Consider the following 22,338-nt stretch of genomic DNA (forward strand, 5'->3'; position numbering starts at 1 on the left):
ATCATGCTAGATAATCTCACCCAACGGCTTGCCAAAGTCGTCAAGACCATGCGCGGCGAGGCGCGCCTGACCGAAGCGAACACCGCCGACATGCTGCGCGAAGTGCGCCTGGCGCTGCTCGAAGCCGACGTCGCCCTGCCCGCCGTGCGCGAATTCATCGCCAAAGTCAAAGAAAAAGCCATGGGCGAGGATGTCATTTCCTCGCTCACGCCAGGCCAGGCCCTGGTCGGCGTGGTGCAGCGCGAGCTGGCCGCCCTGATGGGCGCCGATCTGGGACCAGAAGCGTCGCAGATCAGCTTTGCGCAGCAGCCGCCCGCCATCATCCTGATGGCCGGTCTGCAGGGTGTGGGTAAGACCACCACCGTCGGCAAGCTGGCGAAATACCTGAAGGAAGAAAAGAAGAAGAAAGTGCTGACCGTCTCGGCCGACGTGTATCGTCCTGCCGCGATCGCCCAGCTGCAATCGGTCACCGCCCAGGTGGGCGCCGACTTCTTCCCGTCTTCCAGCACCGACAAGCCGGTCGATATCGCCCTGGCCGCGCTGGACTGGGCGAAAAAGCATTACCACGATGTGCTGATCATCGATACGGCAGGCCGCCTGGGTATCGACGAAGAGATGATGCGCGAAATTGCCGCCGTCCACAGCGCAGTGAAACCGATCGAAACCCTGTTTGTCGTCGACGCCATGTTGGGCCAGGACGCCATCAACACGGCGAAAGCCTTCAACGATGCGCTGCCGCTGACCGGTATCGTGCTGACCAAGCTCGATGGCGATGCACGCGGTGGTGCCGCCCTGTCAGTGCGCCACATCACGGGCAAACCGATCAAGTTTGCCGGTGTCTCGGAAAAACTCGACGGCCTGGAAGCGTTCGACCCGACCCGCATGGCCAACCGCATCCTGGGCATGGGCGACATCCTCGCGCTGGTGGAAGAAGCGCGCAAGGGCGTCGACAGCAAGGCGGCGGCGGACCTGGCGCAAAAGATCAAGGTCGGCGGCAAGTTCGACATGAACGACTTCAAGGCGCAACTGGGGCAAATGAAAAAGATGGGCGGCATGGCCAACCTGATGGACAAACTGCCGGCGCAGTTCCAGCAGGCGGCTGGCGGCAAGAACATGGATCAAGCCGACAAACAGGTGCGCCGCATGTGCGGCATCATCGATTCGATGACGCCGCAGGAGCGCGCCAAGCCTGAACTGATCAAGGCCACGCGCAAGCGCCGCATCGCTGCCGGCGCCGGCGTGCAAGTGCAGGAAGTAAACCGCATGCTGACGCAATTCGAGCAAATGCAGACGATGATGAAGAAATTGTCGGGCGGCGGCATGATGAAGATGATGCGCTCCATGAAGGGCATGATGCCTGGGATGAGGTAGTAGAAGGCTTCAAAATCCGCTGCGCGGTGGTCCTTGCGGCCGGCGATGCTCACCGTACTAAAGTACGCTTGCGCTTCCCGGCCACAAATCATCCCCGCTCGCTGTGGTTTTGAAGGCCTTTTTGACGCTCCGTATCTAAACTCGACAGGTCAGAAAACATCGTTCCACATAGCGCCGGATTGCATTTTCATGTATCCGGCATCACTCTTCCCTCCCCCCGCAGCCCCCCTCCCCGCATAGCCAGCAAGCATGCCATTTACGGGCAAAAACGCCGTTCTGCGTCCCCAAGCGGTGCGCCCGGGCGACAGCATGGCCATTTCCCTGCTTTTTCCTCGTAAAAACGTGAAAAACACTTGCATACAAGGTAAATCCACACCAATATTAGCCGTGCGATTAATTGCGCAATTTCCCATGTGTTTGTTAAGGAGGCTCGAAGATGGCAACAGCCAAAAAAACCCCAGTAGCAGCGCCAGCCAAAGCAGCAGCAGCCAAGCCTGCAGCAGCCAAAAAAGCAGCACCCGCAGCCAAAGCAGCAGCTAAACCGGCAGCGGCGAAGAAAGCGGCAGCACCGGCAACACCACGCAAGCCAAACGCAGCATTCATGAAAGCAATGACGCCATCGAAAGAGCTGGCCGCCGTTGTTGGCGCAGCACCATTGCCGCGCACGGAAGTGACCAAAAAGGTATGGGATTACATCAAAAAACTCGATCTGCAAGATCCGGCCAACCGCCGCATGATCAATGCGGACGACAAGCTGAAAGCTGTTTTCGGCGGCAAAGCCCAAGTCTCCATGTTTGAAATGACGAAACTGATCTCCGATCATTTGAAATAATCAGATACGCGCCGGCCCAACACCGAGCGAGTGCCCCGCAGCTGAATCAGCGAGCGGGGCATTTTTTTTGGGGGTCAGACCCTCAACACCGTTAACACAGAGCTCTGCGCCAACGCTCCCGGAGGTCTGACCCCAGCCTTCATCTGAACTCCCACTGCCTCCACGCCGCCCGCACGGCATTCGGATACTCGGCTCGCCCCCGGCTGCCGTTATACCGCCCCAGCGCCAGGTACAAGTCCCCTCGCTCCATGTCCAGGTACATGCGCAAAATCGCGCAGCCATAACGCAAATTCGTTTGCATGTGGAACAGTTTGCTGCGGTCGCTATCGCCGATGACGCCCGTCCAGAAGGGCATCACCTGCATGTAGCCGCGCGCGCCGGCCAGCGAGACGGCGTATTTTCGGTAGGCCGACTCCACCTGGATCAGGCCCAGCACCAGGGCTGGCTCCAGACCCGCGCGGCGCGCTTCGTACCATACCGTCTCCAGAAACTCCGTGCGCAACTGCGCGTCCGGCAGCTTGCGCTGCAGGCGTTGCGACATTTGCGCCAGCCATTGCTGGTAGCGCTGCAGTTCGATGGGGGTGGCAAATTTGGGTTGCGGCGGGCGTTCGTCGCGGATCGCGTGCGACAGGGCCAGGCGGACGGAGTCGGCCAGCGCCTCCTCTTTCTGATTACCGGCCTGCGCCGGGAAAGCGCAGGCCAGACTGGCGGCAAGCGCGAGCGCGCCAGCCACCTTGCTTACGGATAAACGCTTCACTGCGCCATTTTGCCCTGGATGAAGGCGACGATCTCGTCCGGCGCTACGCCGGTGGCTTCCGCGTCGCGGCGGCCCTGGTATTCCAGCTTGCCTTCTTTCAGGCCGCGCTCGCCGATGACGATGCGGTGCGGCACGCCGATCAGTTCCCAGTCGGCAAACATGGCGCCAGGACGCAGGCCGCGGTCATCGACGATGACATCGACGCCAGCGCCTTGCAGGGCCGCGTACAGCTTCTCCGTCTCTTCCTTGACCAATTCGCTGCGGTCCATGCCCATCGGGCACAGCACAACTTCAAACGGCGCGATCGACGCTGGCCAGATGATGCCCTTGTCGTCGAAGTTCTGTTCGATGGCGGCGCCCAGGATGCGCGTCACACCGATACCATAGCAACCCATCTGCAGCGGCGCAGGCTTGCCATTTTCGTCGAGGAAGGTGGCTTTCATGCTTTCCGAGTACGCCGTACCCAGCTGGAACACGTGGCCCACTTCGATGCCGCGCTCGATGGCGAGCAAGCCCTGGCCGTCCGGCGAAGCGTCGCCGGCGACGACATTGCGCAAGTCGGCCACAATGGCAGGCTCGGCCACGTCACGGCCCCAGTTGGCGCCCGTGTAATGGTAACCGGCGTCATTCGCGCCGCAAACGAAGTCGCTCATATGGGCGACCGTGCGGTCCGCCACCACGGTGACGGGTGCTTGCGTGCCGATCGGGCCCAGATAGCCGGGAATCGTGCCATAGACTTCCAGAATTTCCGCTTCGGTCGAGAAACGATGGCCGGCCAGACCGGCAACCTTGCCTACCTTGATCTCGTTCAATTCATGGTCGCCGCGCAGCAGCAGCATGAAATGCTGTTTCGTGACTTTCTCGTCCTTGCCCGTCGTTTCCACCGTCAGTGCGATGGTTTTCACGGTTTGCGACAGATCAATACCCAGCAAGGCGGCTACGGTTTCGCACTTGACGGTGTCCGGCGTGGCCGTTTTTGTCAGCGCCTGGGCAGCAGCTGGGCGCTCGCCCGCTGGCGGCAGCGCTTCGGCCGCTTCCATGTTGGCGGCATAATCGGAGGTCGGGCAGTACACGAGCGCGTCTTCACCCGTGTGGGCGATGACGTGGAATTCATGCGAACCGGAACCGCCGATGGCGCCGTTGTCGGCTGCGACAGCGCGGAATTTCAGGCCAAAGCGCGTGAAGATGCGCGTGTAGGCGTCAAACATGACCTTGTACGATGCCTGCATGCCGGCCAGGTCGCGGTCGAAGGAATAGGCGTCCTTCATGGTGAATTCGCGGCCGCGCATCAGGCCGAAGCGGGGACGGCGCTCGTCGCGGAATTTGGTCTGGATGTGATAAAAGTTCAGCGGCAACTGGCGGTAGGACTTGATTTCCGTACGCACGACGTCCGTGATGACCTCTTCCGATGTCGGCTGGATCGCGTACTCGCGGCCGTGGCGATCTTTCACGCGCATCAGTTCGTCGCCCATCTTGGTCCAGCGGCCCGTCTCCTGCCACAGTTCGGCCGGCTGCACGAGCGGCATCAGCAGTTCGATGCCGGCGGCTTTGTTCATCTCGTCACGGATGATGGCTTCCACCTTGCGGATCACGCGCAGGCCCATCGGCATGTAGGTATAGATGCCGGAACCGAGGCGTTTGATCATGCCTGCACGCATCATCAATTGGTGGCTGACGATTTCCGCGTCAGAAGGTGCATCTTTAAGTGTGGAAATAAAAAAACGGGAGGCGCGCATAACGGTGAATTCTTTTTAAAAAGAGAGGGTTATAATCAACCTAATTTTAAAGGATTAGCTGGCTGATGCGTCCATACTTTACACAAATGCGCTCAATTGGTGCGATTCCGGCGCTTTTCGCACCCCGAAAAGGTCACCGGCTTGCGAAGTTGTGGGTAATTATGTAAAAAAGGACGCACTGTCGCAGAAAGTTTGAGGTGCATTATGCTCGACCGTGAAGGGTTTCGGCCCAACGTCGGCATCATCCTGCTAAACGCCCAGAACGAGGTGTGGTGGGGCAAGCGGGTGCGCGAGCACTCATGGCAGTTTCCGCAAGGCGGTATCAAATATGGCGAAACACCGGAACAAGCCATGTTTCGCGAACTTGAAGAGGAAATCGGACTCAGACAGGAACACGTCAAAATTGTCGGCCGCACCCGCGACTGGCTGCGCTATGAAGTGCCAGACCACTTCATCAAGCGCGAGATTCGCGGCCATTACCGTGGCCAGAAGCAGATTTGGTTTCTGCTGAGAATGTGCGCGCGCGATAACGACGTCAATCTGCGCCTGACCGACCATCCCGAGTTCGACGCCTGGCGCTGGCATGAATATTGGGTCCCGCTCGATGTCGTCATTGAATTTAAACGCGATGTCTACCAGCGTGCCTTGCAGGAGCTGTCCCGCTTCCTGACCTGGCCCGTGCATGGCAACGCGCAGCAAGCGCACCGCCACACGTCGCGCTATCTGCGCCAGCCCCATGCGCCACGGGCGCAGGATGGTACGGCACTGGCCAAACCTTGCGACGGCGTTGCCGCCGAAGGGTGTACGCCGGAGCTGATTCTGCCAGGCAAGGGGTAGTCCACCGCAATGAACGCACTCTCCCACGCAAAAGGGGCAGCCTGAACAGGCTGCCCCTTTTTTCATGCCGGCAGGAAACTTCCCTGCCGGTCAGACAGACTTAGTTTGCTGCCGGCGCTGGTGCAGCGGCGGGAACGTCCAGCGTAATCGCTTTCAAGCCCAGGATATTGCTGCTGTACTGGCGGATCTTGTTGGCCAGGGCTGGGTCATTGTTCAGCTTTTGGCCGTACGACGGCACCATTTCCACCATCTTCGCCTGCCATTCCGGCGTTGCCAGGCGGCTCTTGAATGCCGTTTGCAGCACCTTGATCATGATCGGCGGCGCGGTCGAGGCGCCTGGCGATGCACCCAGCAGGGCAACGATGCTGCCATCGGCGGCGCCGACGACTTCCGTACCGAACTGCAACAAACCACCTTTGACAGGGTCATCCTTGACGATCTGCACGCGCTGGCCCGCGTTTTGCAGCGTCCAGTCTTCCATCTTGGCGTTCGGCAAGTATTCGCGCAAGGTCTTCAAACGGTCTTCCGGCGTGTTCATGACTTGCTCGACCAGGTACTTCGTCAACGGAATATTGTCGTAGCCGGCTTGCAGCATGGGCTTTACATTGCCCGTGCCGATCGAGGCCGGCAAGTCGATCCAGGAACCGTTTTTCAGGAACTTGGTCGAGAAGGTGGCAAACGGGCCAAACAGCAGGGCTTTCTTGCCATCGATGATGCGCGTATCGAGATGCGGCACGGACATCGGCGGCGAACCCACGGATGCCTTGCCGTAGACCTTGGCCGCATGCGCCGCCACCAGTTCCGGATTGGTGGTGACCAGCCATTGGCCGCCCACCGGCACACCGCCGTAGCCCTTGGCTTCAGGAATACCCGATTTTTCCAGCAGCGGCAGCGAACCGCCGCCCGCGCCGATGAAGACGAACTTGGCACGCACGGTCTTTTCCTTGCCGGCGGCCAGGTCTTTCACCGTCACGTTCCACACGCCATCGGCGCCGCGCTGGATATCTTCCACCTGGTGGCGCAGGTGCAGGACCATGCCGTGGCTGTCCGTCAGGTATTTCACCAGACCGCGCGTGAGGTTGCCGAAATTGACGTCAGTACCGATTTCCATGCGCGTCGCGGCCACTTTCTGGCCCTTGTCGCGGCCTTGCATGACCAGCGGCGCCCATTGCTCAATCTGCGCCTGGTCTTCCGAGTACAGCATGCCCTTGAACAGGTTTTCCTTTTGCAGCGCGGCATAGCGCTTCTTCAGAAAGGCAATATTGTCATCGCCCCAGACAAAGGCCATGTGCGGCACATTGTTGATGAAGGTTTGCGGCGCGCCCAGGTGCTTGTTGGCTACCTGATAGGCCCAGAATTGCTTGGATATTTCGAATTGCTCGTTGATGGCAACGGCTTTTTTCGTCTCGATGCTGCCATCGGCCGCTTCCGGCGTGTAGTTCAGTTCGGCAAAGGCCGAGTGGCCCGTGCCCGCGTTGTTCATCGCGTCCGAGCTTTCGGCGGCCACGGAATCGAGGCGCTCGACCATTTCCATCGTCAGCGATGGATCGAGTTCCTTGAGCATGCTGCCCAGGGTGGCGCTCATGGTGCCGGCGCCGATCAGCAGCACGTCGACCGGTTTTTCGGACGAGGCCGGAGGGGTCTTGTTACATGCCGCCAGGATCAGGCACGACATCAAAAGTAATAGCGATTTACGCATTCGTAACTCCATTTTTGGATACTGAAGGATGATTCTTGCGCGCCACCGTGGCGACACCATCGCGGCTATCGACGGATCCGACGAAAAACAGCCCAGCCTCCGGCACGCCAAGGCGGCAGGACAGGTCAATGTCGATGGTGATAGGCATGCTGCCGTGCTCCGGAATATCCCGAGAGCAAGATCTGGTGGCAAAGGTGCGGGCAAAGGACAGCGCGGACTGCGTTGTCGGCTGAAAAACCGGCAATGAAATCGCCGTCATGTCCAGTGCAAATATCAAGAGCGGCGATTTTATCACCGTTATTTGACACCGCCGGGCCGCGGCGGTAGTGGATAATACTTACTGCAGGGTATTAAATTGCAGTGACTATAGGGTCCCGCAAACTGGTGCCAGACGACAAAAAGGGCATCCTCGATGCCCTGAATTGACGTACGCGGTACAATGCCGGCTGCCCTTTAGCCATAGTCAGTCAGCCATGTTCAACCCCTCTTCCGACGACGTGCGCCGTTTCTTTTGTGAAACATTGCGCAAGCACCGCGCCCATGAAATCCTTACGCCGATGGAAGCCATCGCGCTCGACTGGATTCTGGAACACCCCGAGTACGAAAACGAACTCTCCGACGTCGAAGCGGCACTGGCGCGCGACTACTCCGTCGAAGGTGGTCAGGCGAATCCGTTCTTGCACCTGTCCATGCACCTGTCGATCACGGAGCAGGTGCAGGTGGACCAACCGCGCGGCATCCGCCCGGCCGTCCAGCAACTGACCCAGCGCCTCGATTCGGCCCATGCGGCCCAGCATGAAGTGATGGAATGCCTGGGCCAGATGATCTGGGCTTCGCAGCGCTCGGGCTTGCCGCCGGACACGGACGCCTATATAGACTGCGTGCGCCGCCGGTAGGGACACAGGTGCTGTACCAGTACTACCTCACATCGGTTTTACTGCCGCTTTCATACGCTGAGGCAATACCTGTGCTGGCCCTTTTTCCAGCAAGCCCAGCACCACTTGCAGCGCCATGGCGACGGCGCCGACGATGAAGACCACGTCACCGAAGGTGCGTATCCAGCGCAGGTTCTGCAACAGCGGCTGCTGCATGAATTCCTCACTGCGCGCATACCACAGGCCTTCCGTCACGCTGGCGTGGAACTGGATGACGCCAATCGGCAACAAGCTGGTAAAGATCATCAACACCAGGCCCGCGTTCAAGCCCCAGAAAGCCGTCTTCATCAACGCAGTGCTGAAGCGGTAGTCGGGCCGTAAATAACGTAGCACCAGCAAGGTAAAACCCAGCGCCAGGAAGCCATACACGCCGAACAGCGCCGCATGCGCATGCACGGGAGTCGTGTTGAGGCCCTGGATGTAGTACAGCGCCACGGGCGGATTGATCATGAAGCCCAGCACGCCCGCGCCCAGCATATTCCAGAAGGCGACGGCGACAAAGCACATCATGGGCCAGCGCAACTGCTCCATCCACGGCGCACGCTCCTTCAGGCGCCAGTTTTCCCACGCTTCATGCCCCAGCACGATCAGCGGCACCACTTCGAGCGCGCTGAAACTGGCGCCGATGGCCATCACCGGCGTGGTGGTGCCGGCAAAGTACAGGTGATGGAAAGTGCCGGGTATGCCGCCCAGCATGAACAGCGAGGCCGACGCCAGGCTGGCCGCCGTGGCCATGCGCACCGACACCAGCCCCAGGGTCGAGAAGATGAAGGCCAGCGCCGTGGTGGCGAAGACTTCGAAGAACCCTTCCACCCACAGGTGCACCACCCACCAGCGCCAGTATTCCATCACGGACAGGTGCGTGCGTTCGCCGTAGAACAGGCCGGCACCATAGAACAGGCCGATAGCGCCCACGGACGCGGTCAGCAGCGCCAGCAGATTCTTGTCACCGCCTGGCTGGCGCAAGGCCGGCACGACGCCGCGCAGCATCAACACCAGCCACAGCAGGATGCCCACGTACTTGCCGATCTGCCACAAGCGTCCGAGGTCCACATATTCATAGCCCTGGTGACCGAGCCAGAAGTTCCACTCGGGCGGCATGATTTGCGCAATCGCCAGGTAATTGCCGATGAAGGAGCCGACAACTACAAGCACCAGTGCCCAGAACAGCACGTCGACGCCCAGGCGCTGCCACCTGGGATCCTTGCCGCCATTGATCAAGGGCGCGAGGAACAAGCCAGCGGCCAGGAAGCCCGTGGCGATCCAGAACAGCGCGGCCTGGATATGCCAGGTGCGCGTGAGCGCATACGGGAACCAGCGCGACACATCGATGCCGTAGAACTGCTGTCCTTCCACCGTGTAATGCGCCGTAAAGCCACCGATGAAGACCTGGAAGATGAACAGCGCCACCACCAGGAACAGGTACTTGCCCAGTCCCCGCTGCGAGGGCGTGAGGGCGAACGTCGTCAACGGGTCGCGCGGGCCGGGCGCGGGAAGCGCTTCGTCGTGGTCGCGCAAAAAGGCCCAGCCCCACACGAGGAAGCCGACACCGGCCAGCAGCACCACCACGCTGGCGACCGACCAGACGAGGTTTTCGCCGCTGGGCTGGTTGCCGATCAGCGGTTCATGTGGCCAGTTGTTCGTGTACGTAACTTTCTGGCCCGGACGCTCGGTGGCGGCGGCCCATGCCGTCCAGAAGAAAAACTGCGTCATCTGTGCGCGCCGCTCGGCACTGGGCAGGGTATTTTCCTTCATGGCGAAATGTTCGCGGCTGGCGTGCAGCGCTGGCGCGTCGGAAAACAGCTGGTCGTAATAGTGCGCCGTGTTGGCGATGGCTTGCACGCGGCGCGGCGACAGGTGCAGTACTTGTTCTTCATCGACCCGGTTGCCGCGGTATTCCAGCTTGAGCGCTTCGCGCAACGCCGCCTGCGCGGGGCCGTCAAGCGCCGCGTACGTCTTGCCATGCTGCTCTTGCGCGGCCAGTTCCAGCCAGGCCGTCAGTTCGCGGTGCAGCCAATCGGCCGTCCAGTCGGGCGCCTGGTAAGCGCCGTGGCCCCAGATGGAACCCAGCTGCATGCCGCCGACGGATTGCCAGGCTGTCTGCCCATCGAGGATGCCCTCGCGGTCGAACAGTTGCCGGCCATCTTGCGCCAGCACTTGCGCGGGGATGGGCGGTGCCTGCCGGTAAACTTCGACACCGTAGTAGCCGAGCAGCGAAAACGTCACGATCAGCACACCGATCAGTGTAAACCAGAGTTTTTTGTAGGGACCCATGGGTCTTTCCTTTGTCAGTGCACCACGGCCGGCGCAAAGCGCTCGAACAGGATATTGTTTTCGGTATGAATGTGCGCCATCAAGTCTGCACGGAAGGTACGCAGGCCCGTGTACAGCGCGCGCCAGGTGGTGCAGGCGCCGGCCGGCGCGGTGATATCGTTCGTCATTGCCTCCATGGCGCGCAAGGCCACGCCATGGTCGTCATGCTCCATGCGCATCACGTTGATGGGCGCGCCGGCCCGGGGGCCATGGCCGCGCACGATCATGGGGAACAGCACGTCTTCTTCCTTGCGCATATGGCTTTCCAGCTCCTGCGCCATGGCCGACAGATGTTCTGCCAGCCCGTGCGGACAGTCGGCGCGGTCGCCATGCACCTGCTCGACCTTGCGTGCCAGGCGTATCAGCTCTGGCAGCTGCTCGCGGTGCACGGCGTGGTAGCGCGCCAGGATATGCTCCACCAGCTCGGTGGCCGGGGCTTCCTGCCAGTCACGCTCGCCACTGGTATCGGCGCGTGCTGCCAGCACTTGCAGTTCCTCGACGATGGGCGCCGCGTCCACGCCGGCCGCTTCGGCCGCCGCGCGCAGGGTCTTGTTGCCGCCGCAGCAAAAATCCAGGCGGTGGGCATCGAACAGGCGCGTGGCGCCAGGGATGCGGCGGGCCAGCTGGCCCAGGGATAGGTCGATCATTTCCATAACAGTTCCTTGATGATGAATGGGGGTGGTTTATTGCACGGCGCCCGCGTGGTAGACGCCCGGTACGGGCTCGCCCGTCACTTCCAGCACGCCAACGGCGCCCTTGCCGGCGCGCGACAGCGCATGGTCGACCAGCAGATAGCTGCCCGGGTGCTGTACCTTGAGTTCGACGATGGTCGCGCCGCCCGGTGCCACGAGGGTGGTTTGCACGTCGTGTTTCGGGCTGCTGATGGAGCCTTCGCTATATACCTTGTCGAAGATCTCGCCGATGATGTGGAAGGATGAAATCTTGTTCGGGCCGCCCACGCCGAAATAGATGCGCACCGTCTCGCCGACCTTCGCCTGCAATTTGTGCGTCTTGCTCAGGGCGCCTACTTCGCCATTGAAGACGTAATAGTCGGGCAGTTCATTGGCCATTTTTTCCAGGTTAGGTTCCTGGTGCACGGGCGCGCCGTGCGGACGGCCCGTGTACATTTCGCCCTGCATCACGTAATACTCGCGGTCCACTTTGGACAGGCCGCCTTCCGGTTCGACCAGGATCATGCCGTACATGCCGGCCGCGATATGCTGCGGCACCAGGGGCGTAGCGCAGTGGTACACATACAGGCCTGGATTGAGCGCCTTGAAGGTGACCGTTTTTTCCTGCCCTGGCGCCACCTGCGTATGCTGTCCGCCGCCATGGCCGCCCGTCACCGCGTGCAGGTCGATCGAGTGGATCATCTTGCTGTCCTTCGCATTGAACAGGGTCAGTTCCACCGTGTCGCCCACCTTGGCGCGCAGCATCGGACCGGGCACTTGCCGGTTGAAGGTCCAGTAAGTAAAACTGGTGCCGTCATCGAGCTTGCCCGGCAGCTCCACCGTCTCCATGCGGTACTTGAGCAACTGCGGCGCGCGCGCGCCGATGGCGGCCGGCACGGAGGCCGGGTTGGCCGCCACGCTGACAGCCGAGGGATCGGGACCGCGCATCGGCGACGGCGCGGGCGTGTACAGGGCCAGCGCGGCGGCCTGGCTGGACTCGTTGGCCGCGCTGCCGGTGCCAGCAGCCTTCGGTGCTCCGGCTTCGGCCTGCGACGTCCCGCTCACTTCCAGCTTGCCTTCCATGCCGATCTGGCGGTGGCCGGGGATCGAGCAGTAATAGGTGAACGTGCCGGCGCGCGTGACCTTGAAGCGCACGCTGGTGCTGCCGCTACTGGCGCTGAATTTGGCGGATGCCACGTTGAGTTCCGGGATCAGCAGATCGTGCTCGGCACCTTCGCCGCTTTTCAGCACCAGTTCGACCGTGTCGCCCACGTTCGCCGCCAGCACGGGATTGACCTGGCCCTTGGCATCGATGAATACCATCTTGCCGTCGACGATATTGGTTTGCAGTTCATAGCGCTTGAGCGCGGCGGCGGCAGAAGGTTTGGCCGCAGTAGCGGCAGCGCTGGCCGGCAGGCTCGCCTGTGCTTGCACGGACAGGGGCATGGCCAGGACGCAGACGGCGGCGGCAATGGCGCGGAGGGAGGGAGTCGTTTTCATCAAGCTTTCCTTGGTCTTGTATGCCGGTTCGGCACTCTTATCTAGGCAAACCGTGTGCCAGGAAAAACTTGTTTTAAATCAACGATTTGAAAAATGCAGGGTCGTAATGACCCATGTTTGCCGTGGTTCCTTGTACCCTGCATGGTACTTATGACCACCACCGCCGTCCACCTGCTGCTACTCACCGATCTGGTCGCCGACCTGCCCGTGGCCGTGCGCCTGCAGCGCCTGGTAGGCAGCCTGCGCGCGCACTTCGGCTGCGAGGCCGTGGCCTTGCTCAAGCTCGATGGCGAGCACCTGCGCCCCGTGGCGATGGCCGGCCTGGCCAGCGACGCGCTGGGACGCCGCTTCGCCGTCGCCGACCACCCGCGCCTGGCCTCCATCCTGCAGCGGCGCGGCGTGCTGTGCTTTCATCACGACAGCTCCCTGCCCGATCCCTACGATGGCCTGATCGCCGAGCGGGCGGGCGAGCCGCTGCCCGTGCACGACTGCATGGGCATGGCGCTGGACCTGGAAGGCGAACGCTGGGGCGTAATTACGCTCGACGCGTTACAGGTGGGCACCTTCGACGCGCGCGCGCAGCGCGACCTGGGCGAGCTGGCCTGCGCCATCGAAGCGGCCGTGCGCGTGACCCGCCTGGAGACGGAAATCCGCGCCCTGCGCCTGTCGGGCGGCACCATGCTGGCCGACGCGCAAGCGCCGCGCGAGGAACACGACTTCGTGGGCCAGAGCAGCGCCATCATGCAGCTGCTGCACGAGCTGCAGGTGGTCGCCGAATCGGACCTGCCCGTGCTGCTGCTGGGCGAGACGGGCGTCGGCAAGGAACTGTGTGCGCACCGCCTGCACCGGCTGTCGCGCCGCGCCGGCAAGCCCCTGATCCACGTCAATTGCGCGGCCTTGCCCGAATCCCTGGCAGAAAGCGAATTGTTCGGCCATGTGCGGGGCGCGTTTTCCGGTGCCGTCAGCGATCGGCCCGGGCGTTTCGAGGCGGCCGAAGGGGGCACCCTGTTTCTCGATGAAGTGGGAGAGTTGCCGCTGTCGATACAGGCCAAGCTGCTGCGCACCTTGCAAAATGGCGAAATCCAGCGCCTGGGCGCGGACCGGCCGCGCCGGGTCAACGTGCGGGTGATCGCCGCCACCAACCGCAGCCTGCGCGAGCATGTGCGCGACGGTTCGTTCCGCGCCGACCTGTATCACCGTTTGTCCGTGTATCCGGTGCAGATTCCGCCGCTGCGCGAGCGGGGCAATGACGTGCTGCTGCTGGCCGGCGGTTTCCTTGAGCTCAACCGCGCGCGCCTTGGCCTGCGCAGCCTGCGCCTGTCCGCCGCAGCGGAAAACGCCTTATGCCATTACCGCTGGCCGGGCAATGTGCGCGAACTCGAACATGTGATCAGCCGGGCCGCGCTGAAAGCGGTGATCCGCGGCGCGGACCGCAAGGACATCGTGACCCTGGAAACGGATATGCTCGACCTCGATGCGCTGGAGACGCCAGCCGGTACGGAGACGCTGCCCCCAGTGCCAGGCGCGTGCGGCACGCCGGCGGCGCCGCTGCTGTCCATGCATCAGATCGTGGAAGCGAGCCAGCGCCAGGCCATCCGGCAAGCGCTGCTCCTGCATCAGGATAACTGGGCCGCCGCCGCGCGCCAGCTGGGACTGGACTCCAGCAACTTGCACAAGCTGGCGCGCCGGGTGGGACTGAAGAACAACTAGGAAAACCTACTGCGCGTCGTGATTTGCGGCCGCCGATGCTCACTGCCTCGGCGTCACCGTACATTCACACAGCCACGCGTTTCGACCATAACTCAGCGCCGCTCGCTACGGTTTTGTCAGGTGTGAGAAAAACGAATGGATCCGGCGATACCGCTCAGCGGTGAATGACCAGGGTGGTCGGCAAGCTGTGCAGATAGGCGGCCAAGTCCTTGATGTCCTGGTTGCTCAGCGGTTTCACCTGGCCCGTCATGATGGCGTTATTGCGGCCATTGGCCTTGTCGCCCCGTTTATACGCCGTCAAGGCGTGTTCCAGGTAATCCTTGTGCTGGCCCGCCAGTTTTGGGTACGACGGATCGATGGGCGAGCCGTAATCCTTGCCGTGGCAGGTGGCGCAGCTGTATTTTTCGGCCAAAGCCTTGCCCGTGTTGATATTGCCGGCGGCGCTGGCGCCGAACGAGACAGTGGCGCATACGAGGGCGGCGAGTAGTGTTTTCATCATCTGGCTGATCCTCAGTTCGGCTTGGCTTGTTGCGCATAATACGCGGCGACATCGGCGATATCCTGGTCGGACAGGCTGCTGGCGATGCCCTTCATGCTCGGGTGCTTGCGGTCGCCCTTCTTGTAGGCTTGCAGCGCATTCTCGATATATTTTGCCGGCTGGCCACCGATCATCGGCACCTGGAACACTTCGGGGAAGGTCGCCTTGTAACCGGGAATGCCGTGGCAGCCGATACACATTTCCACCTTGGCAGGGGCTGCCTTGGCGTTTCCTACAATGTCAGCCGCTGTGACGGCATTTGCTATGCCGGCAAGCACGAGAAGTGCAAATATTTTTTTCATAGTGGCAATGTGAACAAAGGTAATCGGAGAAACGCCAGAGCTGGTTTTTATTGATCTTATGTGTTGACAATTAAGGTTGACAATTAATCTGCTGCTTGCCGATTCTAGCCAAGATATTCTTGCAAGTCCACCTATAAAACCCGCATTGTAGGCAGGCAGGCACAGCCCGTCCGCGTGGCGGTGCGCCACAGTTCTGTTTATACTCTCCATTTCCCTACTTTGGCAGACCGCTCATGCAAGCACAGCACACCCAGCAAGGCCAACGCTTCGAAGGTTCCGACAGCTATGTTGCCACCGCCGACCTGAAACTGGCCGTGAACGCGGCGCTGACCCTGCAGCGCCCGCTGCTGATCAAGGGCGAACCGGGTACGGGAAAGACCATGCTGGCAGAAGAAGTGGCCGCCGCGCTGAACATGCCGCTGATGCAATGGCATATCAAATCGACTACCAAGGCGCAGCAGGGCCTGTACGAATACGACGCCGTTTCGCGCCTGCGCGATTCCCAGTTGGGCGACGAGCGCGTGCGCGACATCCAGAACTACATCGTCAAGGGCGTGCTGTGGCAGGCATTCACGGCGCCCGAACCGGTGGTGTTGCTGATCGACGAGATCGACAAGGCCGACATCGAATTCCCGAACGACCTGCTGCGCGAACTGGACCGGATGGAATTCTATGTCTACGAGACGCGCGAAATGGTCACGGCGCGCCACCGCCCGCTGGTCATCATCACCTCGAACAATGAAAAGGAATTGCCGGACGCCTTCTTGCGCCGCTGTTTCTTCCATTACATCAAATTCCCGGACAAGGACACGATGGAGCAGATCGTCGCCGTCCACTACCCACACCTGAAACAGGAATTGCTGGCCCAGGCGCTGCAAACCTTCTATGAAGTGCGCGACGTGCCAGGCCTGAAGAAAAAACCCTCGACGTCGGAATTCCTCGACTGGCTCAAGCTCCTGCTGGCCGAGGACATCCCCGTCGAAGCGCTGCGCAGCAAGGACAACAAGGCGGTCGTGCCGCCCCTGCATGGCGCGCTGCTGAAAAACGAGCAGGACGTGCATCTGTTCGAGCGCCTGATGTTCATGTCGCGCACCAACCGCTAAGGAGCTCCGGTGAACGACATCAGTCCGGACAAAGTCTTCGTGCCCCTGGAACTGCACGGCATCCGCCTCGAAGCGCTGGCGCCGCACCACGCGCCCGGCCTGCGCGCGGCGGCTAGGGATGGCGAACTGTGGAATCTGCGCGTTACCTCCGTGCCCGAACCGGACCAGGTGGACCAGTACATTTTCAAGGGAATCGAGATGCGCCCCGCGCGCTTCGCCTTTGCCGTCATCGACGTGGCCAGCGGCGAGGTGCTCGGCACCACCAGCTACCACGACGTGGTGCCAAGTATTGGACGCCTGGAAATCGGCTACACCTGGTATGCGAAGCGCTGCCAGCGCAGCCACGTCAACACCACCTGCAAATTGCTGCTGCTGGCGCACGCCTTCGAGGCCCTCGGCTGCGCGCTGGTGGGTTTTCGCACCGATAATTTCAACCATGCCTCGCAGGCGGCCATCGAGCGCCTGGGCGCGAAAAAGGATGGCGTGCTGCGCCACCATGCGCTGCGCCGCGACGGCACCGTGCGCGACACGGTCATGTACAGTATCACGCGCGGCGAGTGGCCCGAGATCGCCGCCCACCTGCGTTACAAGCTGGCGCAGCGCCCTGTCGCCGCGCTGCCTTGCGCAGGAGGCGAAGGGACCGCGGCAGGGACAGAGGAAGCGCCATGCTGATCGATTTCTTCTTCACGCTCAAGGATGCGAAGATTCCCGTCTCGATCAAGGAATTTTTGACCCTGCTCGAAGCGCTGCAAAAGAACGTCATCGACGCCTCCATGGACGATTTCTACTATCTGGCGCGCCTGACCCTGGTCAAGGACGAAGCCCATTTCGACAAGTTCGACCGCGCGTTTGCCCAGTACTTCAAGGGCGTCAACGCGGCCTTTGACACGAACGCGGCGATTCCACTCGACTGGCTGCTCAAGCGCATGCAGCGCGAGCTGTCCGAGGAGCAGAAGGCGCAGCTGGAGAAATTCGGCTACGACAAGCTGATGGACCGCCTGAACGAGCTGCTGAAGGAACAGAAGGAACGCCACGAGGGCGGCAGCAAGTGGATCGGCACGGGCGGTACTTCGCCGTTCGGCAATGGCGGCACAAATCCGGAAGGTATCCGCATCGGCGGCAAGGGCGGCAACCGCACGGCGGTGAAAGTGTGGGAAGCGCGCAGCTACAAGGATTACGACGGCGAGCGGGAACTGGGCACGCGCAACATCAAGGTGGCACTGCGCCGCCTGCGCAAATTCGCGCGCGAAGGCGCGGAAGACGAACTGGCCCTGGACGCCACCATCGCCGCCACGGCCAACAACGCGGGCTACCTCGACATCCGGATGCGGCCCGAACGCAAGAACCGCATCAAGGTACTGATGCTGTTTGATGTGGGCGGCAGCATGGACGACCATATCGAGCGCACCGAGGAACTGTTTTCGGCGGCGAAGACGGAATTCAAGAACATGGAGTTCTTTTACTTCCATAACTGCGTCTACGACACCCTGTGGAAGAACAACCGGCGCCGCAATGCCGAGCGCTTTCCCACCTGGGACGTGCTACGCAAGTATCCGCCCGATACCAAGCTGATTTTTGTCGGCGACGCCACCATGAGCCCCTATGAAATCCTGCAGCCGGGCGGTTCGGTCGAATACAACAACGAAGAAGCGGGATCGACCTGGCTGGCACGCTTTACCCAGGCGTTCCCGAAATTCATCTGGCTCAATCCCGAGTCGGAGGGATTGTGGCAGTACCGCCAGTCGATTGGCGTGATGCGGCAATTGATGAACAACCGCATGTTCCCCCTGTCGATCGACGGGCTGGAACGGGGCATGCGTCTGCTCAGTAAATAAAAGCACGCAACAAAAAGTCCATGGCGGCAGGGGGCCGCCATGCCGTACACTGCGACACGAAACTACCGTGCGGAGCATCTCCGCTGCGGGCGGGTACCATACGCTGATACCAGCCCTGCCCTAACCTGCTGCATCCTGTGCGCGGCCGCCATGGCTGCGACACTGTTCGATTGCGCACATCGTGCGCGCCTTCTGCTCCGGTAGAATCGGCGCATCGCTCTGCGCAAACTATGCACCATCGCTGCACCACGACCTTGCCGCGCCAGCCCCGTGCTGCCGGCAGGTGCCAGCGCCATTTTCAAAGGAATGAGCATGCAAAGTCTGATCTCGATCGCCGCCGACCTGTCCTGGCCGTTCGCCATTACCCTGGCCTGGGTGGTGGGCGAATTCGGCCACCGCTGGACTGGCCTGCCACGCATCAGTTTTTATGGCGTGATCGGTTTCGTCCTCGCGCAGACGCAGGTAGGCGTACTGCCGCAGACGGACGCCGGCCCCATGCTGGTGCTGGCCGACGTGGCCTTCGGCCTGATCCTGTTCGAGGTGGGCTACCGCATCAACCTGCGCTGGCTGAAGAACAATCCGTGGATCGCCGTCACGGGCCTGGTCGAATCCTTGCTGACCTTTGCCGTTGTCTACTTCATCGGCATCGAATTCGGCAGCACCTCGATGACGGCGCTGCTGCTGGCCTCTCTGGCCATGTCCACCTCGCCGGCCACCATCATGCGCGTCATCAACGAGGAACGCAGCTCAGGCCAGGTCACGGAGCGCATCGTCCACCTGACGGCGCTCAACTGCGTGCTGGCCGTCTTTACGTTCAACATCATCGTCGGCTTCTGGATGTTCCAGAGCTCCACCGACCTGATCGAAGCGAGCAGCAGCAGCGCCGCCGTGCTGGCCGCCTCCGTGGCCGCTGGCACCGTCTTCGGCATCGTCGTGCCGGCCATGCTGCGCCGCCTGGGCAATATGGCGCAGGATGCCACCGTGGCGTTTGCCCTGTCAGTGATGCTGCTCGTCGCCCTCACCTATACCACCAGCCTGTCACCGCTTTTGGCCACCCTCACTTTTGGCCTGGTGGCGCGCCACCGCCGCGTCGCCTTCAGCCAGGCGCAGCGCAATTTCGGCGCATTGGGCGAACTGCTGACGGTGCTGCTGTTCGTCTATGCCGCCTCGACCCTGGAATGGGCCAGCGTGACGGCCGGCGCGGGCCTGGCCCTGGCCGTCGTCGGCGGGCGCCTGCTGACGAAAGTCGTCGGCGTGGCCGCGTTCTCGCATGTGAGCGGCATTTCCTGGCGCAAGGGCGTGCTGACGGGCGTGGCCCTGACGCCCGTCTCCGTTTTCATCATCCTGCTGCTGGAACACGCGCGCCAGCACGGCGTGAACTTCGGCGACGAATTGAACGCCTTGGCCGCTGTCACCCTGGGCCTGGAACTGGTCGGGCCCGTGCTGGTGCAGCGCGTGCTGATGCTGGCTAAAGAAACCCATGAAATCAAGGAGCGCTAAATGCCGCTGGAACCCTTTGGCCAATCGGCCGCGCTGACCTTCGGCGTCGAACTCGAACTGCAACTGGTGAACCTGTCGGACTATGATTTGACGGCTGCCAGCCCCGATCTGCTGCACCTGCTGAATAAAAAACCGTTCCCGGGCAACGTCACGCCGGAAATCACCGAGAGCATGATCGAGATTAACTCGAGCGTGCACACGCATCACGGCCCCCTGCTGGAGCAGTTGCAGGAAATCCGCGACACGCTGATCACGGCCGGCGACAAGCTCAATATAGGCATTGCGGGCGGAGGCACGCACCCGTTCCAGCAATGGTCGTCGCAAAAGATCTTTTCTAAGCCCCGCTTCCAGGAGATTTCGGAACTGTACGGCTACCTGGCCAAGCAGTTCACCATCTTTGGCCAACACGTGCACATCGGCTGCGCCTCGGGCGATGACGCCATGTTCCTGCTGCATTCTCTGAACCGCTACATCCCCCACTTCATCGCCCTGTCAGCGTCTTCGCCCTACGTGCAGGGGCGCGACACCCTGTTCGATTCGGCCCGCCTGAACTCCGTGTTCGCGTTTCCCATGAGCGGGCGTGCGCCTTTTACACTGAGCTGGGACCAGTTCTCCAACGAGTACTTCGCCAAGATGGAGAACACGGGCATCATCAAGAGCATGAAGGATTTTTACTGGGATATCCGCCCCAAGCCGGAGTTCGGCACCATTGAACTGCGCGTATGCGACACGCCGCTGACAGTGGAGCGGGCCGCCGCGCTGGCCGCCTACCTGCAAGCGCTGTGCCGCTACCTGCTCGAACGCAAGGAAGCGCCGCCTGTGGAAGACGATTACCTCGTATACAACTACAACCGCTTCCAGGCTTGCCGCTTTGGCCTCGATGGCGCCATCACGCATCCGAAAACCTATGAGACGATGTCGCTGCGCGAAGACATCATGACCACCCTGCGCAAGATGGAGCCGCATGCCGAGGCGCTGGGCAGCACACCGGCCTTGAAACACCTGTCGGACGTGGCCAAGCAATGGAGTGACGCGCAATACCTGCGCAAACAGCACAGCCTTCAGGGCAGCGCCGAGGGCATGGTCGACTCGGCAATCCGATGTTTTCGCGGTGAGCCGATGAATTATTGACGCTGTCCAGTCCAGCCAACGTCGCGTCCATGGGGTCTGACCCGCCGGGTCAGACCCCAGCATTCAACAACGTCAACCAAAAAACCACACCCCGCCTCCCCGTCATTTACAGCCCCCACCCCCGCTTGTTACAATAAGTGAGAATGATTCTTATTATTGTTTAAAAACACCAGTCCACCCGGACCGGCCATGCAAGGGGAACGCGATGCCGCTGGCAGAGCCGCTACGACGCCAGGACATCGCGACACTGTATGCCAACCACCACGGCTGGCTGCAGGGCTGGCTGCGTAAAAAACTCGGCAGTACGGCCTGCGCGGCCGATGTGGCGCAAGACACCTTCATGCGCCTGCTCGACCGCGAAGACGCCGTCGCCGCGCGCGAACCGCGCGCCTTGCTCGCCACTGTCGCGCAACGCGTGCTGTTCAACCATTACCGTCGCCAGAAGCTGGAACAGGCCTACCTGGACGTGCTGGCGCAACTGCCGCCCCTGCACACACCGTCGCCGGAAGATCGGGCAATGCTGCTGGCCACCGTGTTTGAACTCGACTGCATGCTCGACGGCTTGCCGCCCCCCGTGAAACGGGCTTTCTTGCTACGCCAGCTCGACGAGCTGCCGCAGGAAGACATCGCGCGCCAACTCGGCATCTCGCTGGCCACAGTGAAACGCCATCTGCAGCGGGCCGGCAGCGCCACCCAGGCGTGGCAGCAGCTGCAAACGCAGCACGAGCATCTGCCGCCCGCCATGCACGCGACCCTGCTGCGCGCCTGCGTGCAAGCGAATGCGCCGCGCCGCCATGCCGTCAAGACCCTGGCCCTGCTGCTGACCTGCGGCGCCTCGCTGTATGCGTTCGAACGCCGCAGCCCCTGGCGCGACTGGACAGCCGATTACCGCACGGGCGTCAACCAGCACCGCGTCGTGACCCTCGATGATGGCACGCAGCTCACGCTCAACACCAGCAGCGCCGTGAATTTCGATTACAGCGGCGCGCAGCGCCGTATTGAACTGCTGGCCGGTGAAATTTTCATCGCCACCGGCAAAGATGCAGTACAACGCCCCTTCTTCGTCGACACACGGCATGGCAGCCTGCAGGCGCTGGGCACGCGTTTCACCGTGCGCCTGCACCAGCAATACGCCAGCGCCGGCGTGCTCGAAGGCGCCGTCGCCGTGCTGGCCGGCGATGGCGCACAGCGCCTGGTGCTACATCCAGGAGAAGGCGCCCATTTCGACGGCACGAGCTGCCACCGCCAGGCGCTGGCACCGTATGGCGGCGCATGGCTGGACGGCATGCTGGTGGCGCGCGACATGCGCCTGGCCGATTTCCTCGCCGAGCTGTCGCGCTACAGCGACCATCCACTGCGTTGTACGCCCGCCGTCGCCAACCTGCGCGTGTCCGGTTCCTACCCACTGGCCGATGTGGGCGCCATCCTCGACGCCGTCAGCGCCAGCCTGCAACTGCGGCGCAATACGGTCACGCGCTTCTGGGGCAATCAGGTGGTGCGCATCGAATTGGCGGCCCACTGAAGAATATTTTCAGCAAAGTGAGCTGTTTCGCCGTGCTCGCGTGACT

The 22,338-nt window shown here is 61.8% G+C and carries 20 protein-coding genes and 1 pseudogene; 12 read left to right on the forward strand and 9 right to left on the reverse strand.

Features of this window, described 5'->3' with window-relative positions; genetic code table 11:
• The first annotated feature begins 3 nt into the window (after positions 1–3).
• Positions 4–1,371 (forward strand): signal recognition particle protein, encoded by a 1,368-nt coding sequence (ffh, locus tag ACQ4WZ_RS16270; RefSeq protein WP_010401368.1) that lies wholly within the window; start codon positions 4–6, stop codon positions 1,369–1,371.
• 436 nt (positions 1,372–1,807) lie between these two features.
• The gene (locus ACQ4WZ_RS16275; protein ID WP_071653383.1) at positions 1,808–2,203 is read left to right on the forward strand and encodes an SWIB/MDM2 domain-containing protein; all 396 of its coding nucleotides are present in this window, start codon (positions 1,808–1,810) and stop codon (positions 2,201–2,203) included.
• 139 nt (positions 2,204–2,342) lie between these two features.
• Here ACQ4WZ_RS16275 and ACQ4WZ_RS16280 read toward each other — a convergent pair whose 3' ends face one another.
• Positions 2,343–2,960 carry a lytic transglycosylase domain-containing protein gene (locus tag ACQ4WZ_RS16280; protein WP_436573974.1) on the reverse strand — a complete coding sequence of 206 codons (618 nt, stop codon included), beginning with the start codon at positions 2,958–2,960 and terminating at the stop codon, positions 2,343–2,345.
• Positions 2,957–4,696, reverse strand: a complete 1,740-nt coding sequence (locus ACQ4WZ_RS16285; RefSeq protein ID WP_101482794.1) for a proline--tRNA ligase — start codon at positions 4,694–4,696, stop codon at positions 2,957–2,959. Before ACQ4WZ_RS16285 ends, ACQ4WZ_RS16280 begins: the two co-directional genes overlap by 4 nt.
• 204 nt (positions 4,697–4,900) lie before the next feature.
• Here ACQ4WZ_RS16285 and ACQ4WZ_RS16290 point away from each other — a divergent pair, with 204 nt between their 5' ends.
• A complete protein-coding gene (locus ACQ4WZ_RS16290) occupies positions 4,901–5,533 on the forward strand; it encodes an RNA pyrophosphohydrolase (protein ID WP_101482795.1) in 633 nt (210 codons plus the stop codon).
• A gap of 100 nt (positions 5,534–5,633) precedes the next feature.
• Here ACQ4WZ_RS16290 and mqo read toward each other — a convergent pair whose 3' ends face one another.
• Positions 5,634–7,232 carry a malate dehydrogenase (quinone) gene (mqo, locus tag ACQ4WZ_RS16295; protein WP_436573975.1) on the reverse strand — a complete coding sequence of 533 codons (1,599 nt, stop codon included), beginning with the start codon at positions 7,230–7,232 and terminating at the stop codon, positions 5,634–5,636.
• Positions 7,225–7,491, reverse strand: a complete 267-nt coding sequence (locus ACQ4WZ_RS16300) for a hypothetical protein (RefSeq protein WP_436573976.1) — start codon at positions 7,489–7,491, stop codon at positions 7,225–7,227. The genes mqo and ACQ4WZ_RS16300 overlap by 8 nt, the downstream gene beginning before the upstream one ends.
• Positions 7,492–7,705: 214 nt before the next feature.
• Between ACQ4WZ_RS16300 and ACQ4WZ_RS16305 the strand changes: the two genes are divergently transcribed.
• Complete coding sequence (locus ACQ4WZ_RS16305) at positions 7,706–8,128, forward strand: DUF1841 family protein (protein WP_034780276.1); 423 nt, start codon at positions 7,706–7,708, stop codon at positions 8,126–8,128.
• Between the two features lie 27 nt (positions 8,129–8,155).
• Here ACQ4WZ_RS16305 and ACQ4WZ_RS16310 read toward each other — a convergent pair whose 3' ends face one another.
• The 3 genes from ACQ4WZ_RS16310 to nirK are packed head-to-tail and all read right to left on the reverse strand — an operon-like array spanning position 8,156 to position 12,651.
• Positions 8,156–10,441: a nitric-oxide reductase large subunit gene (locus ACQ4WZ_RS16310; RefSeq protein ID WP_436573977.1), complete on the reverse strand. Its 2,286-nt coding sequence runs from the start codon at positions 10,439–10,441 to the stop codon at positions 8,156–8,158.
• Positions 10,442–10,455: 14 nt separating this feature from the next.
• The gene (ytfE, locus tag ACQ4WZ_RS16315; RefSeq protein ID WP_436573978.1) at positions 10,456–11,133 is read right to left on the reverse strand and encodes an iron-sulfur cluster repair protein YtfE; all 678 of its coding nucleotides are present in this window, start codon (positions 11,131–11,133) and stop codon (positions 10,456–10,458) included.
• A 30-nt stretch (positions 11,134–11,163) separates the two neighbouring features.
• Positions 11,164–12,651: a copper-containing nitrite reductase gene (gene nirK, locus ACQ4WZ_RS16320; RefSeq protein WP_436573979.1), complete on the reverse strand. Its 1,488-nt coding sequence runs from the start codon at positions 12,649–12,651 to the stop codon at positions 11,164–11,166.
• A 150-nt stretch (positions 12,652–12,801) separates the two neighbouring features.
• On the opposite strand from nirK, the gene norR reads away from it, so the two are divergent.
• A complete protein-coding gene (norR, locus tag ACQ4WZ_RS16325) occupies positions 12,802–14,361 on the forward strand; it encodes a nitric oxide reductase transcriptional regulator NorR (RefSeq protein ID WP_436573980.1) in 1,560 nt (519 codons plus the stop codon).
• A gap of 154 nt (positions 14,362–14,515) precedes the next feature.
• Here the strand turns inward: norR and ACQ4WZ_RS16330 are convergent, their stop codons facing one another.
• Together ACQ4WZ_RS16330 and ACQ4WZ_RS16335 are read right to left on the reverse strand one after the other, a co-directional pair.
• A complete protein-coding gene (locus ACQ4WZ_RS16330) occupies positions 14,516–14,857 on the reverse strand; it encodes a c-type cytochrome (RefSeq protein WP_071075485.1) in 342 nt (113 codons plus the stop codon).
• Between the two features lie 14 nt (positions 14,858–14,871).
• On the reverse strand, positions 14,872–15,201 hold the full coding sequence (locus ACQ4WZ_RS16335) for a c-type cytochrome (protein ID WP_046684254.1): 330 nt from the start codon (positions 15,199–15,201) through the stop codon (positions 14,872–14,874).
• Between the two features lie 233 nt (positions 15,202–15,434).
• Between ACQ4WZ_RS16335 and ACQ4WZ_RS16340 the strand changes: the two genes are divergently transcribed.
• From ACQ4WZ_RS16340 to ACQ4WZ_RS16370, 7 genes and pseudogenes are all read left to right on the forward strand, one after another.
• Entirely contained in the window at positions 15,435–16,304 is an 870-nt protein-coding gene (locus tag ACQ4WZ_RS16340; protein ID WP_099376505.1) for an AAA family ATPase, read from the forward strand.
• Positions 16,305–16,313: 9 nt separating this feature from the next.
• Positions 16,314–16,976 carry a GNAT family N-acetyltransferase gene (locus ACQ4WZ_RS16345; RefSeq protein WP_436573981.1) on the forward strand — a complete coding sequence of 221 codons (663 nt, stop codon included), beginning with the start codon at positions 16,314–16,316 and terminating at the stop codon, positions 16,974–16,976.
• Positions 16,970–18,139 carry a vWA domain-containing protein gene (locus ACQ4WZ_RS16350; protein ID WP_436573982.1) on the forward strand — a complete coding sequence of 390 codons (1,170 nt, stop codon included), beginning with the start codon at positions 16,970–16,972 and terminating at the stop codon, positions 18,137–18,139. Before ACQ4WZ_RS16345 ends, ACQ4WZ_RS16350 begins: the two co-directional genes overlap by 7 nt.
• A 312-nt stretch (positions 18,140–18,451) precedes the next feature.
• Positions 18,452–19,639, forward strand: a complete 1,188-nt coding sequence (locus ACQ4WZ_RS16355) for a cation:proton antiporter (protein ID WP_166674688.1) — start codon at positions 18,452–18,454, stop codon at positions 19,637–19,639.
• Complete coding sequence (locus tag ACQ4WZ_RS16360; protein WP_101482803.1) at positions 19,640–20,770, forward strand: YbdK family carboxylate-amine ligase; 1,131 nt, start codon at positions 19,640–19,642, stop codon at positions 20,768–20,770.
• Between the two features lie 205 nt (positions 20,771–20,975).
• Positions 20,976–21,458 (forward strand): annotated as a pseudogene (locus ACQ4WZ_RS16365) (sigma-70 family RNA polymerase sigma factor); the annotation flags it as partial.
• A gap of 54 nt (positions 21,459–21,512) precedes the next feature.
• Complete coding sequence (locus ACQ4WZ_RS16370; RefSeq protein ID WP_436574174.1) at positions 21,513–22,292, forward strand: FecR family protein; 780 nt, start codon at positions 21,513–21,515, stop codon at positions 22,290–22,292.
• The last annotated feature ends 46 nt before the right edge of the window (positions 22,293–22,338 follow it).

This window comes from Janthinobacterium darwini (assembly GCF_051380905.1).
Lineage (GTDB): Bacteria > Pseudomonadota > Gammaproteobacteria > Burkholderiales > Burkholderiaceae_D > Janthinobacterium.